The organism is Hyphomicrobium sp. 1Nfss2.1, assembly GCF_965243865.1.
Taxonomy (GTDB): Bacteria; Pseudomonadota; Alphaproteobacteria; order Rhizobiales; family Hyphomicrobiaceae; genus Hyphomicrobium_A.
The window spans coordinates 841138-857324 of the sequence record NZ_OZ251603.1; the positions used below are offsets into that span (position 1 = coordinate 841138).

Annotated in this window: 11 protein-coding genes; 6 read left to right on the forward strand and 5 right to left on the reverse strand. The window is 63.2% G+C overall.

Annotation, left to right across the window (positions count from 1 at the left end; all coding sequences use genetic code 11):
* Window positions 1–4 precede the first annotated feature (4 nt).
* Both ACP15D_RS04135 and ACP15D_RS04140 read right to left on the reverse strand, forming a co-directional pair.
* Window positions 5–772, reverse strand: a complete 768-nt coding sequence (locus ACP15D_RS04135) for a hypothetical protein (RefSeq protein WP_424956292.1) — start codon at window positions 770–772, stop codon at window positions 5–7.
* A 59-nt stretch (window positions 773–831) separates the two neighbouring features.
* The gene (locus tag ACP15D_RS04140) at window positions 832–1548 is read right to left on the reverse strand and encodes a Tll0287-like domain-containing protein (protein ID WP_424956293.1); all 717 of its coding nucleotides are present in this window, start codon (window positions 1546–1548) and stop codon (window positions 832–834) included.
* Window positions 1549–1687: 139 nt separating this feature from the next.
* Between ACP15D_RS04140 and ACP15D_RS04145 the strand changes: the two genes are divergently transcribed.
* The 6 genes from ACP15D_RS04145 to ACP15D_RS04170 all read left to right on the forward strand — a co-directional run bounded on the left by ACP15D_RS04145 (window position 1688) and on the right by ACP15D_RS04170 (window position 10353).
* Window positions 1688–2704: an efflux RND transporter periplasmic adaptor subunit gene (locus tag ACP15D_RS04145; RefSeq protein WP_424956294.1), complete on the forward strand. Its 1017-nt coding sequence runs from the start codon at window positions 1688–1690 to the stop codon at window positions 2702–2704.
* The gene (locus ACP15D_RS04150; RefSeq protein WP_424956295.1) at window positions 2701–5925 is read left to right on the forward strand and encodes an efflux RND transporter permease subunit; all 3225 of its coding nucleotides are present in this window, start codon (window positions 2701–2703) and stop codon (window positions 5923–5925) included. The genes ACP15D_RS04145 and ACP15D_RS04150 overlap by 4 nt, the downstream gene beginning before the upstream one ends.
* A 131-nt stretch (window positions 5926–6056) precedes the next feature.
* Complete coding sequence (locus ACP15D_RS04155) at window positions 6057–6257, forward strand: hypothetical protein (RefSeq protein ID WP_424956296.1); 201 nt, start codon at window positions 6057–6059, stop codon at window positions 6255–6257.
* Window positions 6258–6537: 280 nt separating this feature from the next.
* On the forward strand, window positions 6538–7869 hold the full coding sequence (locus tag ACP15D_RS04160; RefSeq protein WP_424956297.1) for a glycosyl transferase family protein: 1332 nt from the start codon (window positions 6538–6540) through the stop codon (window positions 7867–7869).
* A gap of 25 nt (window positions 7870–7894) precedes the next feature.
* Window positions 7895–9022 (forward strand): non-hydrolyzing UDP-N-acetylglucosamine 2-epimerase, encoded by a 1128-nt coding sequence (wecB, locus tag ACP15D_RS04165; protein ID WP_424956298.1) that lies wholly within the window; start codon window positions 7895–7897, stop codon window positions 9020–9022.
* Window positions 9023–9039: 17 nt separating this feature from the next.
* A complete protein-coding gene (locus ACP15D_RS04170; protein WP_424956299.1) occupies window positions 9040–10353 on the forward strand; it encodes an HlyD family secretion protein in 1314 nt (437 codons plus the stop codon).
* A 67-nt stretch (window positions 10354–10420) separates the two neighbouring features.
* On the opposite strand, the gene ACP15D_RS04175 is transcribed toward ACP15D_RS04170, so the two are convergent.
* The 3 genes from ACP15D_RS04175 to ACP15D_RS04185 form a co-directional block, all read right to left on the reverse strand.
* Complete coding sequence (locus tag ACP15D_RS04175; RefSeq protein WP_424956300.1) at window positions 10421–12367, reverse strand: acyl CoA:acetate/3-ketoacid CoA transferase; 1947 nt, start codon at window positions 12365–12367, stop codon at window positions 10421–10423.
* Window positions 12368–12868: 501 nt separating this feature from the next.
* Window positions 12869–15175: a Tex family protein gene (locus tag ACP15D_RS04180; protein WP_424956301.1), complete on the reverse strand. Its 2307-nt coding sequence runs from the start codon at window positions 15173–15175 to the stop codon at window positions 12869–12871.
* 203 nt (window positions 15176–15378) lie between these two features.
* A complete protein-coding gene (locus tag ACP15D_RS04185) occupies window positions 15379–16035 on the reverse strand; it encodes a M23 family metallopeptidase (RefSeq protein ID WP_424956302.1) in 657 nt (218 codons plus the stop codon).
* Window positions 16036–16187: the final 152 nt, after the last annotated feature.

Consider the following 16187-nt stretch of genomic DNA (forward strand, 5'->3'; position numbering starts at 1 on the left):
CGCGCTAGTCGACGAGAAACGTCGTGCGGTCGAGCCCAGTGTTGCCGTTGGCCGCATCGTGCGCGTAGACGATCACCTCATAGACGCCCTTGCCATCCACCGGAACCGATCCGGCGAACTGGCTCGTCTGTCCGGCGTACGTCATCGGCACACGCGCGATCTCTTCGCCGTCGCGCTTCACGATCGCCGCAACCTCGAACTTGTTGGCATCCCACAGGCCCGCCGGCTCAATGGGACAGCCGCACATCATGATGACGTTGGCGCGCACATCGACCAAGCCCCCGTTCTTCAGCTTCACGTGCGCGGGTGGGGCCAGAATATCCACCGCGAAGCCCGGAATCTCCAGCACCCAGCCGTCGCCACCGCTGTGATGCTTGCCCGGCACGATCCACTGGCTCGACAGCACGCGATGCGCCGCCTGCGGCTGCGCCACTGGACCATACGCCTCAACCTCGATCAGACGCGGCTCCTTCAAGTCGAGCGTCGTCGAGAACTTCGCCGAAGACGCATCCGCAAGCCCAGCGCGCCGGCCGCCGTCCTTATGCATCAAAAGCTTGGTGTTGCCGGTTCCTCCTTGCGTCAGTCCCGTTGCCAGCACCTCGCCTGTGTGAGCATCGCGCAGTGTGATGCGCATGCCGCCCATGCTGGTGCCGATGAACTTTGCGTCCTTGCTCAGCACCCGCACGACGATATCTGTCGGCTCCGCCTGCGCTCCTGCACCAAGCGCCATCATCGCGCCTATCGCTAACGCTCCGCAAAGATTAGCCCGCATCGTTCATCTCCCTTTAGATCTCCCGGCCGGACCGCGCCGCTCTCCGGGAAGTTCTCTTATCAGTTCAATTTCTCGGTCGCCGTAAACGCGCCACGCAACTCGCCCGGCTTGAACCCTGTCGCCTGATCGTCGGGGTAGAGCTTCGCGATTTCGGCCTTGAGCGCCGGACTGAGCTCCGCCCCGTGGCATATTGCGCACGGCTGCGCCGCCATCGGGATAGCCTTCATATAGCGCAGCACCCGGCCATCGCCATCGCTGACGATCTCTGCGTGCTCGAGCTTCGCCGGATCGGCACCCTCAGCGATTTGCCGTACGAAATCCTCCAACACGCGCCGCTCGAAGGCATCTGGCGCATTGCCAGGATTTCGCACCTTCAGCGCCGTGCGGCCGACCTTCACCCCGTGCACATGTGACTGCTCCTCGGCGATCGCCGGCGCAATCGTGCGGCATACATTCACCGCCGCTATAGGCCCCCCTTCTTTGATTGCAGCCATCAATTGCTGCTTCAGATTTTCACCCAGCCCTTTGATTGACGCGCGCGCCTTGGCAAGTTGTGCTGCGTCGGGCGCGGGCCTCTCTTCGGCCCGCGAGGGAGACGCGAGCAGCAGCGGGATCAGCGCAGCCGGCAGCAGCAGGGACGACGCCAGGCCGCGCCGCGCCGCATACACCAGGGCGAGCGGCCCCCGGCGCAATACGCTTGTGATCTGGCTCAAGGCGCCCTTGTCAGGAATGCGCGACGCTGCAGTCGTGGCGGTATTGAGCGCTGAGTTGCGCATTTCGTCCTCCATATGATACCTGCGGGCCTTCATCACAAAATGTCCCAGCTTTCCGTCGCAATATGCATTGCAACTAAATTAGCTATGCCTAATATACAGTCAAGTTCGGATCACACCTGTACGAGACAGGGGAATTACGGTGACAAAGCTTCCAACGGCGCTCGCACTCATTGCCTGCCTCATCGCCACATCGGCAGCGAGCATCGCCGCTGAACCTGCCGCGCCGCGCTTCTATGACGTCAAAGTCAGTCAGATCGACGACCTGAAATCCGTCTACGCCACTGTACGCAGCCGCGATGTCATCGAAGCCCGCGTCCGCACGCCCGGCACCATCGCAACTCTCAAGGTCGATGAAGGTGACTTAGTCACACAAGGCGAAGTCTTGGCTCTCGTCGCCGACCCCAAGATCGCCCTCCGCATCAAGGCGCTCGATGCTCGTCTCGTCGCTTTGCAATCACGCATCGAGACAGCCGATGCAGAATTGAAACGTGCCCTCACCTTGAAGGAGCGCGCCGTCGCCTCGCAGGCGCGCGTCGATCAGGCCCAGACCGCCTACGACGTTGCTGTCAACGACCTAAAGTCTGCCCGCGCCGAACGCTCCGTCATCGAGACCGAGAGCGAAGAAGGCCAGGTCCTCGCGCCAGCATCCGGCCGCGTCCTGAAGGTCCCCGTCACCGAGGGAAGCGTCGTCCTCGCAGGCGAGAGCATCGCCACCATCGCCGCCAAGGAATATCTCCTGCGCATCGAGCTGCCCGAGCGCCACGCCCGCTTCATCGAGGTAGGCGATCCCATCCGCGTTGGCGCCCGCGGCCTTGGCGCCGACGCTGCACCCCTCGCAGCCGGCCGCATCACCCAGGTCTATCCGCAGTTGACCGACGGCCGCGTCATCGCCGACGCGGAGGTCCCCGGTCTCGGCAACTACTTTGTCGGCGAGCGTCTGCTGGCGTGGATTTCCGCCGGCAAGCGCGACACGTTCCTCGTGCCGCGCAGCTTCATCTTCAAGCGCTACGGCCTCGACTATGTGCGCCTCGTGGCGAAAGACGGCGGCACTGAGGATATCGTCGTGCAGACCGGCCGCAGCGCCGACGATGCGGGCGCAGAGATGATCGAGGTTCTGGCTGGCCTTGAAGCTGGCGACAGGCTGGTCCAGCCATGACTAAGAATGAAACCCAACATCCGGGCGGCCTCGGCATCTCCGGCAACCTCACGCGCTACTTCATCAACTCGCCGCTGACGCCGCTCATTCTGCTCGCCGGCCTCGCACTCGGCTTCCTCGCCCTTCTCGCCTTGCCGCGCGAGGAGGAGCCGCAGATCTCCGTGCCGATGGTCGACATTTTCGTTACCGCCGATGGCCTCAAGGCCGAGGACGCGGTGAAGCTCGTCACCGAGCCGCTAGAGACAATCGTCAAAGGCATCAGCGGCGTCGAGCACGTCTATTCCACAACCGAGGACGACCGGGTCGTCATCACCGCGCGCTTCTTCGTCGGCACCACCGCCGACGACGCCATCCTGCGCGTGCACGAGAAGATCCGTGCCAACTACGATCGCATTCCACTCGGCATTCCCGAGCCGCTCATCGTCGGCCGCGGCATCGACGATGTCGCCATCCTGACGCTTACCCTCGCACCAAAACCGGGCGTCGACCGCTACCAGGACAACGCCCTTTACCACATGGCAGAGAACCTGCAGGCCGAGTTGGCAAAGCTCGATGACATCGGCCTCACCTACATTGTCGGCGGCCGCCCTGACCAGATCCGCATTGAACCGATCCCCGAGCGCCTTTCGCTTTACGGCATCACGCTCACCCAGCTCGTCGCCAAGGTGAAGGCCGCCAACCGCTCCTTCCTCGCTGGCCGGGTGCGCGAGCGCAATGCCTCAATTCCCATTGTCGCCGGCGAAACGCTGCAAGGCATCCCCGACATCGGCCTCTTGCTGCTCTCTTCCCGCGACGGACGCCCGGTCTATCTGCGCGACATCGCCAACGTCGTCGTCGGCGCCAAACCGCTCGATCAGCAGGCCTGGCACTACACCAAGTCGGCGGACAGACAGCTCGTGCGCGCCCCAGCGGTCACTGTGGCACTCGCCAAGCGTTCCGGCGCCAATGCAGTCGCCGTTTCCGAGCGCATCACCGAGCGTCTGCACGAGCTGCAAGGCGATCTCGTTCCCGACGATGTGTCTGTCACCGTCACGCGCAACTATGGTGAAACGGCTAACGAGAAGGCCAACGAGTTGCTGTTCCACCTGGGGCTGGCAACCGTCTCCATTGTGCTGCTCGTCGCGCTAGCCATCGGCTGGCGCGAAGGAGCCGTCGTCTTCGTCGTCATCCCGACAACCATCCTGCTGACGCTGTTCGCCTCCTGGTTGCTCGGTTACACCATCAACCGCGTCAGCCTGTTCGCCCTCATCTTCTCGATCGGCATTCTCGTCGACGACGCCATCGTCGTCATCGAGAACATCGCCCGTCATTGGGGCATGCACGATGGCCGCAGTCGCATGAGCGCTGCCATCGACGCCGTCGCCGAAGTCGGCAATCCCACCATCTTCGCCACATTGACTGTCGTCGCAGCCCTGCTGCCGATGCTGTTCGTGTCCGGCCTGATGGGCCCCTACATGAGTCCGATCCCGGCCAACGCCTCCGCCGCGATGGTTCTGTCGTTCTTCGTCGCCGTAACGATCACGCCCTGGCTGATGATGCGCTTTGGCGGCAATAGCCCGCACGCCGGCGAGGCGAGCGACAGCTGGCTCGCGCGCACCTACGTGGCCGCCGCACGTCCGGTCATCGCCAGCCGCCGAACCGCATTCGTCTTTCTCGCCATCGTCGGCATTGCCACGCTGCTCTCGCTCAGCCTCTTCGCCACCAAGGCCGTCACCGTCAAACTGCTGCCCTTCGACGATAAATCCGAGCTGCAGGTGGTTGTCGATCTGCCGCGCGGTGCCAGCCTGGAGGAAACTCAGCGGGTGCTGCATGACGCCGCCCAGCGGCTCGCGAGCCTGCCTGAGCTGGCATCCGTTCAGGCCTACGCCGGCACGGCCGCTCCCTTCAACTTCAACGGCCTCGTTCGCCACTACTATCTGCGCGCCGAGCCCCAGCAAGGCGATCTGCAGGTGAACTTTGCCCCCAAGGCCGAGCGAAGCAGAACAAGCCACGAGATCGCTCTCGACGTGCGCAAGCGCTTACAGGGCCTCCCCGCACCCGATGGCACGGCCGTCAGCGTTGTAGAAGTCCCGCCAGGTCCTCCGGTCATCGCCACGCTCCTCGCCGAGATCTATGGCACCGACGCCGAGCAACGCCGCGCCGTGGCCTCGAAAGTTCGCGAGATCTTCCGCTCAATCCCCTTCATCGTCGACACCGACGTCAGCTTCCGCCAGCGCACCCCGCGCATGCGTTTCGTCATCGACCAGGACAACCTCGAATTCCACAAGGTCGAGCAAAGCGACGTCTACGACACGATCGCCGCCTACCTCGGCCGCACGCCCGTCGGCTATTCGCATAAGGGCGGCGGACGCCATCCAGTCGAGATCGCTGTCGAGCTGCCGAAGGAAGACCTGACCATCAACGAGCGCGCGCTCTCGACGCCAGTTCCCGCCAACGCCGTGCCCGGCGGCCGTGGCGTTGTCGAACTTGGCGACGTCGTCGCGTTGAAGAAGGAGCAGGCCTCTTACCCCATCTTCCGGCACAACGGCCGCGCCGCTGAAATGGTCACCGCGGAACTCGCCGGAGCGTACGAGGCGCCGATCTACGGCATGCTCGCGGTCGCCAACGCAATCGATAAAGCCGAATGGGGAACGCTGCCCAAGCCACAGATAAGTCTGCACGGCCAACCCGCCAGCGAGCTGAAGCCAACGCTTCTCTGGGACGGCGAATGGGAAGTCACCTACGTTACGTTTCGCGACATGGGCGCTGCCTTTGCAATTGCCCTTCTCGGCATCTACGTGCTTGTCGTCGCGCAGTTCCGTTCATTCACCCTGCCGCTGGTCATCCTGACGCCAGTCCCGCTCACGCTCATCGGCATCATGATTGGACACTGGCTGTTCAACGCGCCCTTCTCCGCCCCATCGATGATCGGCTTTATTGCACTTGCCGGCATCATCGTGCGCAACTCGATCCTGCTCGTCGATTTCATCCGTCACGGACGCAGCCGCGGCGCACCGCTGCGCGAAGTGCTTCTGGAAGCCGGTGCTATCCGCTTCAAGCCGATCTTATTGACGGCGCTCGCCGCGATGATCGGTGCAGCGGTGATCCTCATGGATCCGATCTTCCAGGGCCTCGCCATCTCGCTGCTGTTCGGCCTCGCATCATCGACGCTGCTCACCGTTCTCGTCATCCCCGCGATCTACATCCTGCTGCGCGATGATGTGCCGTCGCAAGCCGCCTGACCCTTCCCTGATGGCCGTCAGAGGACCGAGGCATTTTGCGCGCTGTAAGGTTGATGCCCGTCAAGCCGCGCGGACGCGCTCCGCCCTATCGTCATGAACATCCGACGCAGCCGCTTTGACAGGAGCAAAAGATGTTCAGGATCGCAGTGCTCGTATGGATTGTGCTCGCCACGACTCTCGCCGGCATCGCCCTGCTGGTCGTCGTTACGGTCCCCGAGCTTAATGCAGATGCCTCTCGCCTGATCCCTATGGCCTGCGGCGCGGCAGTGGCCCTTGCTGCTCCCCTTTCATACATCATCGCTTGGCGAATCTCGGCCGCCAGAACGGCTTGAAACGCTCTCAAACGGGCGCCCTTCCCCAATGGGGCGCCAATCCGGGGGGAAGCAGGGTCGGTGCCGATTTCGCGCACCGGCGCCAGCTTCCGTCTGCTTTCGAGGAAAACGTAGGACACCGAAACGCTCAGTAACACTTGATTGACGCTGTTAGCGTTTTCGCCGCGATCAATGGAACACTTTAAGCCGCTTTTCCGAAAATTCGAACTAAAGCCAGTACACACAAAGTTCGAATTTTAGAGAAGTTGCCCCGATCGAGGGGTAACCCGGAAGGCGCCAAGTGTTAGAGTTCCTCATCATCCTGCTGTTTGCGGTGAGCGTGTTGATCGCCGTGTCGTCCATCGACGACGCGTTCATCGACCTCATCGCGCTCGGCATCGTGCGCCGCCGCGTCCCGCAGCTCGATGACGGCGAGATCGCCGTTCCCCCCACTGCCGTATTCGTTGCCAACTGGCAGGAAGAGGACGTCCTCGGAAAGATGGTCGAGGGCAACCTCGCGCGCATTCAGATCCCGCAGGTCTCGCTCTATCTCGGTGTCTACCCCAACGACACCGGCACGCTGCGCGTCGCCCAGGAGCTCGCCGCGAAATACCCCGACCGCGTGAAGGTCATCGTCAACCGTCTGCCCGGCCCGACCTCCAAGGGGCAGATGCTCAACGAGATGTTCGCGCAGGTCTTCGCCAGCGATGATGCGCCCGAGCTCGTCGTCCTGCACGACAGCGAGGACGTGATCGACGCGCGCTCGTTCCCCGTTTACGCGGCCTACGCCAAGGAGAACGACTTCATCCAGGCTCCCGTGTTCTCGCTCAACCGCGGCAAAGGCGCCATCGTCGCCTCGACCTACATGGACGAGTTCGCCGAGCGTCACACCCGCGAGCTGATCGTCCGCGACGCCGTCGGCGCCGCAATTCCCTCCGCCGGCGTCGGCACCTGCATGACCAAGCGCCTCATCAAGCACTTCCTCGCAACGCGCGGACAGGTACTGATGTCGGGCACGGTGACCGAGGACTACATCCTCGGCATCGAGGCCAAGCGCGCCGGATTCAAATCGGCCTTCGCCGCCATCTCGCGCAATGTCGACGACGGCTTCGACTTCGTCGCCACGCGCGAATATTTCCCCAAGACGCTGGCTGCATCAATCAAGCAGAAGACCCGCTGGGTCTACGGCATCAACTTTGAAGCCTACTGCAAGCTCGGTTGGCAAGGCGATCCGTGGGACTTCTATTTCTTTCTGCGCGACCGCAAAGGCATGATCACCAGCTTCCTGCCGCCCATCTCGGCTGTGCTCCTGGCATTCATGCTGCTCGGCTACGTCGACCTCGCGGACTTCCCCGAGGCGATGGGCAACGTGGTCATCGCCTGCATGTGGATCAACCTCTTCGCATTCGTCACGCGCTACGTCGTGCGCGTCATCTCCGGCTACGAGGTCTACGGCAAATACGACTGGATCGGCATCGCCATCCGCTGGCCGGCGGCCCTTTACATCAACATGGCCGCCGTCTGGCGCGCCTGGAAAACCTTCCTAGGCGAATCCCAGCTCGCCACCAAACCCATCGTCTGGTCGAAGACGGAGCACGACATCCCCGACGATTTCGTCTCCGCCAACCGCTGACATGAGAACGAAGAGAACAAAAGTAATGCGTATTCTCGTCGCCTTCGGCACCCGCCCTGAGATCATCAAGCTAGGCCCCGTCTGCAAGGCATTGCAGAACGCTGGCGCCGAGCTCGATGTATTCTGGTCCGGTCAGCACATCGAGCTGGCAGCCGGTCTGCTCGATTTCTTCGGCATCACCGTCACCCACAACGGCACCAACATCGTCGATGAGCAGGGTCTCGCCGGCAAGTTCGGCCGCATGACCGAGCAGGTCGAGAAGATCCTGCGCGCCAATTCCTACGACTGGATCATCGTCCAGGGCGACACCGCGACCGCTGCTGCGGCCGCCACTGCCGGATTCATGGGCCGCGTTCCAGTCGCCCACGTCGAGGCCGGCCTGCGCACCGGCGACCTCTATTCGCCGTTCCCCGAGGAGTTCAACCGCCGCCTCATCGGCCAAGCGACCACCCTGCACTTCCCGCCGACGCACGAAGCGCGCAGCAACCTTATCCGTGAAGGCGTCCCCGCAAAGGACATCGTCATGGTCGGCAACACCGTGGTCGACGCGCTGCTCTACGCTCGCGCCAAGATCGGCACCAACTACACGCCGATCGACGCCGACGTTGCGGCCCTTCCGACCGATAAGAAGCTCGTCCTCGCCACGATGCATCGCCGCGAGAACATCGGCAGCCCCATGCGCAATGTGCTGCGCGCCCTGCGCACACTCGCAAATGACGGCGACAAGGTCATCGCGCTGCCCGTGCACCTCAATCCCGAAGTGCGCGCTGATGTCATGAAGTACCTCGGCGATGCTCCGAACGTGCATCTCCTCGCGCCGTTGCAGTACCCGGACTTCGTCTATCTCCTCGACCACGCCTGGACCGTCGTCACCGACTCCGGCGGCGTGCAGGAAGAGGCCCCGACCTTCGGGCTGCAGATCCTCATCACCCGCGAGAGCACCGAGCGCCCCGAAGTGGTCAAGGCCGGCTTCGGCAAACTCGTCGGCTCCAACTACGACGCCATCGTCAAAGGCGTTCGCCAGCTCACCGCTGGCGACGAGCGCCAGCTTCTCGACGCACCGAACCCATTCGGACGCGGAGACGCTGCGGAGCGCATCGTCGCCCGCATCATGCACCGCAAACTGCACAACAATCACGCCCACGCCGCGTGACACCAACGAGAAAAGTCATGAGCGAACAATTGCAGGCAAGCCAGGTTAAGTGGAGACGGCTCCGCAAGCTGGTGTTGACCACCCTCTTCATCGGTAGCGCGGGTGCCCTTTCGGTTTACGCACTCGGCGGCGGCAGCCTCATGCTGGACGCCGACGGGCTCGTCACGCGCCAGACCGTGGCCGTCGCCTCCCCCTGGCCGGATGCGCGCATCCGCGAGGTCAGCGTGCGTCCGGGTGACTGGGTCGAAGCCGGCCAGAAGATTGCCATCGTCGACTCCGCTGCGATGTCACGCTCGCTCGCCGATCTCGCCGCCGAGCAGGCGCGCGTCACCGGCCGCATCGCCCAGCTCGAAGGCCGCCGCCAGGTCGTCAACGCCCTCATCCCGATGGCGAAGCTCTCCGCCGAGAGCACCAACGCCTACTTGAGCAAGCTCGAGGCTGCGAACACCAAGGGCCTGATGCTGGCTCGTTCGATGCAGCAGATGTCCACCGCCCAGGTGCAGGCGATGGACAAGCTCCTCTCACTCGAAGCGGAGAAGACGTCGCTCGAGACTGAAATCACCGCCAACCAGGGCGCACTCCAGCAGGTGTCGGCCGCCTACGCTGACCTGCAGCGCACCTATGGCAGTGGCGTGCTCACCGCCCCGGCAAGCGGCTACGTCGGCAGCCATGTCGCCATGGTCGGCGAGGTCCTCAGCTCCGGCACCACGCCGGTCGCCAACATCTACGCCGGCACCAGCTACGTCCTCGCCTACATCCCTGAGAACTACCTTTTCGACGTTGACGAGGGGCAGGAAGTGTCGATCAAGGGTCGCGGTCGCGTTGCCACCGGCCATATCGAGCGCGTGCTTCCCGTCACCGACGCACTTCCGCCGGAGTTCCAGCTTCCCAATCGCGTTCGCGGTCGTGGCCAGCTGGTGCGCGTTTCCCTTTCCAAGCCACAGGACTTTGCCCTCGACGAGAAAGTCCGCCTCACGAGCTGTTATACGGACAACTGCCGCCTCACCGTCTCCGATGTCATCGAGGCCGCTCTCCCCGGCTCTTGGTGGTCGAGCAAGGACACGGTCGAAACGGCTCGGGTGCATCGCCAGAAGACGCAGGCAACTGCAAGTGCAGAGGCGGCAGCGCCGGCGGAAGCAACGCCCGTCATCTCGTTGGATGACCATTTCGGCGATCCCGACCTTACCAAGCGCCCGCTCTCGGAGATCCTCAACGACCCCGGCGAAGCCGACCGCCCGCTCACGGGAACTATCGAGCGTCCGGCCATCATGGCTGTACCGCCGACGACGGGCAGCTTGCAGCAGTCAGACCCCATGCGCCCACGCACCTGAGCGACCAGACACAACGCAAAGAGGCGCCTTTCGGCGCCTCTTTTTTCCAGCTATTCGTCTGCGCGCTTTACTCGGCTGCGGCCCGAGACGCCTCGACGATGGCATGTGCCTCGTCCGCGCTCTCGAAGATATGCGGCTGCAGCCCGCGGCGCTTCAGCGCCTCCTGCATCTTCAGCCGCATGAACGAGCTCGTCGAATACCGCGCCGTCGTCGTGTAGTAGTGCTTCATCATGTACTGGATCATCTCGGCGTAGTCGTCGTAGAGATCCTCCGCCATGCGGAAGCCGTCATGATTGACCACCGCATTCACCCGGCGCCCCGCCTTTACGCAAGCGTCGACGAGCACCTTCTGCAGATCAACGACGTCGCCTTTCTTGCGCACGCTCCAGCCCTCGAGGTTGAGGAACAGGATGTTGCGCTCCGGATCGTAAGTGCACCGCTCGCATAGCTTGAGATTGGTCAGTTCTTCCATGAGTTCCATCGGCTCATCACGGAAGATGCGAGCATCCATCGGCATCGGCTTGTTGATGATCGGCTTGAAGTCCATGTGCGCGAGGATGTCCCGCTCGATGTCGATGCCCGGCGCCACCTCGATCAGCTCCAGCCCGCCCGGTGTGAGCTGAAACACGCAGCGCTCGGTCACATAGATCACCGGCTGAGACTTCGACGCAGCGTAAGAACCGCTGAACGTGATCTGCTCGACTGCCTTCACGAACTTGCGCGCGCGCCCTTCGTTCACGATGCGCAGCTTGCCGTCCTCGATGGCGATCTTCAGACCGCCTGCCGTGAACGTTCCAGCGAACACCACAGCGCGCGAGTTCTGCGAGATGTCGATGAAGCCACCGCAGCCGTTGAGACGGCCACCGAACTTACTCGTGTTGACGTTGCCCTGCTCGTCCACCTCGGCCACGCCGAGGCAAGTAAGGTCGAGCCCTCCACCGTGATAGAAATCGAACATCTGGTTCTGATCGATGACGCTGTCGGCGTTGGCCGACGAGCCGAAGCTCGATCCGCCCGCCAGCACACCACCGATGGCACCAGCCTCGGTCGTCATCGTCAGGTACTGCGTCACCTGCTCTTCGGAAGCCACCGCCGCGACGCCGTCAGGTGCGCCGACGCCCAGATTGATCGCACCGTTCAGCGGCAACTCGAACGCCGCGCGCCGCGCAATGATCTTGCGCTCGTCGAGTTCCATGCGCGGCATGTGCTCGACGGGAACGCGGATCGCACCAGACAGCGCCGGGTTATAGTGCACGCCGTAGTTCATGCGGTGCATTTCCGGCGGATCGGCCACCACCACGCAATCGACGAGAATGCCGGGAACGCGCACGTCCTTCGGCCTCAGCGAGCCATGCGCTACCACGCGCTCGACCTGCGCGATAACGATGCCGCCGTTGTTGTGCGCCGCCATCGCCTGCGCGAGGCAGTCCAGCGTCAGCGCTTCCTTCTCCATCGACAGGTTGCCGGAGGGATCGGCGCTCGTCGCACGGATCAGCGCCACGTTGATCGGCGTCGCCTTGTAGAACAGCCACTCCTCGCCATCGACCTCGACGCGCTTGACGATGTCTTCGGTCGTCACCTCGTTCACCTTGCCACCGCCAAGGCGCGGATCGACATAAGTGTGCAGTCCCACTTTGGTGAAAAGACCGGGCTGCCCGGAAGCGCACGAGCGATAGAGCTTCGAGATCACGCCCTGCGGAAGATTGTATCCCTGGATCTTGTTCTTTTGGGCAGCTTCCGCGACCTTGGGCATTCTGCCAAAGTTCGCCGCGATGACGCGCGACAGCAGACCCTCATGATGCAGGCGGCCTGTACCAAGCCCCTTCGAGTCGCCAGCGCCCGCGCACATGATGAGCGTCAGCCCCTTGGGATGCTGGCTCTCGACATAGCGATGTTCGAGCGCGGCGTGCAGCATCTCCGGGATGCAGCTCTGCACGAAACCTGTGGTGCAGACGACGTCGCCATCATTGATCAATGCGACAGCCTGTGAGGCCGTAATGACCTTGTTCTTCATTTTTGAAGCAGTTTCCCCGGTCCGTTGAGGATGCGGGCGGCGTCCCGGCCAGCCGAACCCCCTGTCAGGATCTCGTTATTACACCTCCGAAAGTAGACGTAGCGGCACACGCCCGCAACGGCCGAAGAGCATTGAAACTACAGCAGACTTTGCTGCACCGCAGTAGAACCCACCCCGCGTCCTACCCGCAAGACAGATGCGCAGTGCGTGCCGATTGTCAGCGGACGCATTAGGCAGCGCGGATGGAAGCAAAAGTCCAGTGATCACATAGAGAGATTGGAGCCACAGAAGTTCGCGTTCCCGATCCGGACCGTCCGCACCGCAATGCGAGCTGTAACGTCCGTGCCCCGGGAGGGTAGTCATTTCCCACCCGGCAAAATCGTCTCAGCGTATCGCCGCCACCGTCTCCCACCGGTCGGACACAGAATCGCTGCCCAGCAGCCGTTGCCGGATCCGGCGCCGAACTCGAGTTGCATCGACGCCGAGATTGCTAAACGCCCCTTAGCGACCCTTCTCCTGCGCCTTGCGCAGTGCTGCTGCGAGCGCGCTTTCACCGGCTGACTGGGCGGCCTGCCGCGGAGGCGGAGCAGACGAGCGCGGAGCCGAAGCACTCGGTCGCGCTGCCTGTTGCCCGGCGCCGATATCGATGGCACCCGACTTCATCGTCAGCGCGATGCGCTTGCGCGCGACATCCACCTCTTTGACGCGCACCTTCACCACGTCGCCGGCCTTCACCACCTCGTGCGGATCTTTGATGAAGCGGTCCGCCATCTCCGAGATGTGCACCAGTCCGTCCTGATGCACGCCGATGTCGACGAACGCGCCGAACGCGGCAACATTGGTCACGACGCCTTCGAGCTGCATCCCCGGCTTCAGGTCGCCGATGCTGTCGACGCCATCCGCGAACGTTGCGGTCTTGAACTCAGGCCGCGGATCGCGGCCCGGCTTCTCCAACTCGGCAAGAATATCCGTCACCGTCGGAATGCCGAATGCCTCATCGGCAAACTGCGCCGGCTTCAGCGATTTCAGAAACGGCTTATCGCCGATGATCGATTTCAGCGGGCGGCCCGTCGCTGCTGCGATCTTCTCGACAACTTCGTAAGCCTCCGGATGCACGGCCGAGCCATCCAGCGGGTTCTTGCCATCCATGATGCGCAGGAAGCCCGCCGCCTGCTCGAATGCCTTCGCGCCAAGCCGCGGCACCTTCTTCAGCGCCACACGCGATTTGAATGCGCCGTTCTCGTCGCGGAAGGCAACGATGTTCGAGGCCAGCGTCTGATTGAGACCCGACACGCGCGACAGCAGCGGCACAGACGCCGTATTCACGTCGACACCGACGGAGTTGACGCAATCCTCCACCACCCCATCGAGCGAGCGCGCCAAGCCGCCCTGGTCGACGTCGTGCTGATATTGCCCAACGCCGATCGCCTTCGGCTCGATCTTCACCAGCTCCGCCAGCGGATCCTGCAGACGCCGCGCAATAGACACCGCGCCACGCAAACTGACATCGAGATCGGGGAACTCCTTCGCCGCCAGCTCGGACGCCGAGTAGACCGAAGCGCCCGCTTCCGACACCATTGCCTTGGTCAGCTTCAGTTCCGGCATCTTCGCCATCAGCTCGGCGACGAGCTTGTCCGTCTCGCGACCGCCGGTTCCGTTGCCGACGCTGATGATGTCGACCCGGTGCTGCTTGCACAGCGCCGCAAGCGTCGCCAGCGACCCGTTCCAGTCACGGCGCGGCTCATGCGGATAGATCGTCGTCGTCGCCACGACCTTACCGGTCGTATCGACCACGGCCACTTTGACGCCCGTGCGGATGCCCGGATCGAGCCCCATCGTTGCACGGGGACCTGCAGGCGCCGCCAGCAGCAGATCTTTCAGGTTGCGCGAGAATACCCCGATGGCTTCCGCGTCCGCCTTCTCCTTCATGCGCGCAAGCAGCCCCGACTGCAGCGAACCATGCAGCTTGTCGGCCCATGCGCGGTGCACCGTATCCCCGAGCCACGCATCGGCGGGGCGCCCACGATCGGCAATCCCGAACGCGTTCTTGATGCGCCCCTCGGCAGGATGCGTCTTCCCCGCCTCGTGCGGAATATCGAGCTCCAGCGCCAGCACGCCCTCGTTCAGGCCGCGCAGCATGGCGAGCGCGCGGTGCGAGGGGATGTCCTTGATGCGCTGCCCGAACTCGAAGTAGTCGGAGAACTTGGCGCCTTCTTCGTTCTTGCCCTTGCGCACCACCGACTTCAATTCGCCGTCGCTCCACATCCATTCGCGCAAGCTGCCGACCACCGTCGGCGTTTCCGCAATGCGCTCGATGAGGATGTGCCGCGCGCCTTCCAGCGCCGCCTTCGTATCGGCGATGCCTTTTTCGCTATCGACGAACTTGGCCGCTTCCGCTTCCGGATCGAGTGCAGGATTACTCAGCAGGGCCTCGCTCAGCGGCTCCAGGCCCGCCTCACGCGCGGCCTGCGCCTTCGTGCGCCGCTTCGGCTTGAGCGGCGCGTAGATGTCTTCCAGCTCGATCTTCGTCTCGGCACCGTTGATCGATCGCGTAAGCTCCGGCGTCAGCTTGCCGAGACCGTCGATGGTCTTCAGCACCAATGCGCGCCGGTCTTCCAGCTCACGCAAATAGCCGAGCCGCTCTTCCAGCTTACGCAGCTGCGTATCGTCGAGGCCGCCGGTCTTCTCCTTGCGGTAGCGCGCGATGAACGGAACCGTCGCCCCCTCACCCAGCAACTCCACTGCAGCAGCGACCTGCTTGGGAGCAACGTTGAGCTCGGTTGCGATGCGTTGATTGATCTTGTCCATGCTGCGCTCCTTGCCACCCGGGGCTCATGCAACGCCTTCCCCGAGCGGGTCAAGTGGATGAGCCGGCTCGCCCGTGGACTGGCCCCAGCAGCAGGGCCCCGCGTGGCGTCAATGAGACAACGTGCGCGCCTTTGAACGCTCTTTCCACCGATTCTATAGGGCGGCCGCCACACGGCTATTGCGCCGCGGAATAATCGCGCTCGTCAGCGCTTCACGCACGGCAGGATATAACTGAAACCCTGAAAGTCGCTGAAATCGACGCCGGCATCGTAAGGCTGCACCTCCACGTGCACGCCATCGTCAGGCGGGTCGTGCAGCGCCATCAGATACAATGGATCGATCAGCCGCGCGGTATCGTTGTCCCAATCGGGGCGGCCATATTTGTTCGTCTTCCACACTGTCGCCGCGTCGTCGCGCACCTCGTACACTTCCAGATGCACTTCCGGCAGGTACTTCGCTTTCCCGCCCGGTCGAAACACGTTCGCCAGCTTCTGTCCACGTTCGATCCTGTCGCCGGGTTTAAAGCCAACGACGTCCTCGTACTTCAGGTGATAGAACGCCGAGTAGTAATACGGCGCACCCTTATCGAGGTTGAGATCCTCTCGCGTATGCCGGATGAGCAGCGCGCCTTCATCGCCCCACTGCCAGTTGGCCTTCCATACCGCCGACACCACACCAGGCGCCGGCGCCAACACCGCATCACCCAGACGCCCACCGTCGATGCCCGAATGCACCTCGTCGCGACGCGTGCCATCGACGTCGATCCAGCTCGCGTAGAGCGAAGTCAACGGCGAGCAATCATATCCTTCCGGATAGCTCGGCTTCAGCCCCGTGCGCGTAATGTCATAGCCCTTCTTCACGGACAGCTTCCCTTGCGCAGCAGGCTGCAATGCTAACAGCGCCACAATGCAAGCAGAGACGCCCAGCCCGCTCCTGATATTGATCCTCACGTCCCCTCCAGTGATTGCGGCCCCACCCATGTGGGAGCAATCGCGCCTTCGTTAAGGCGCCT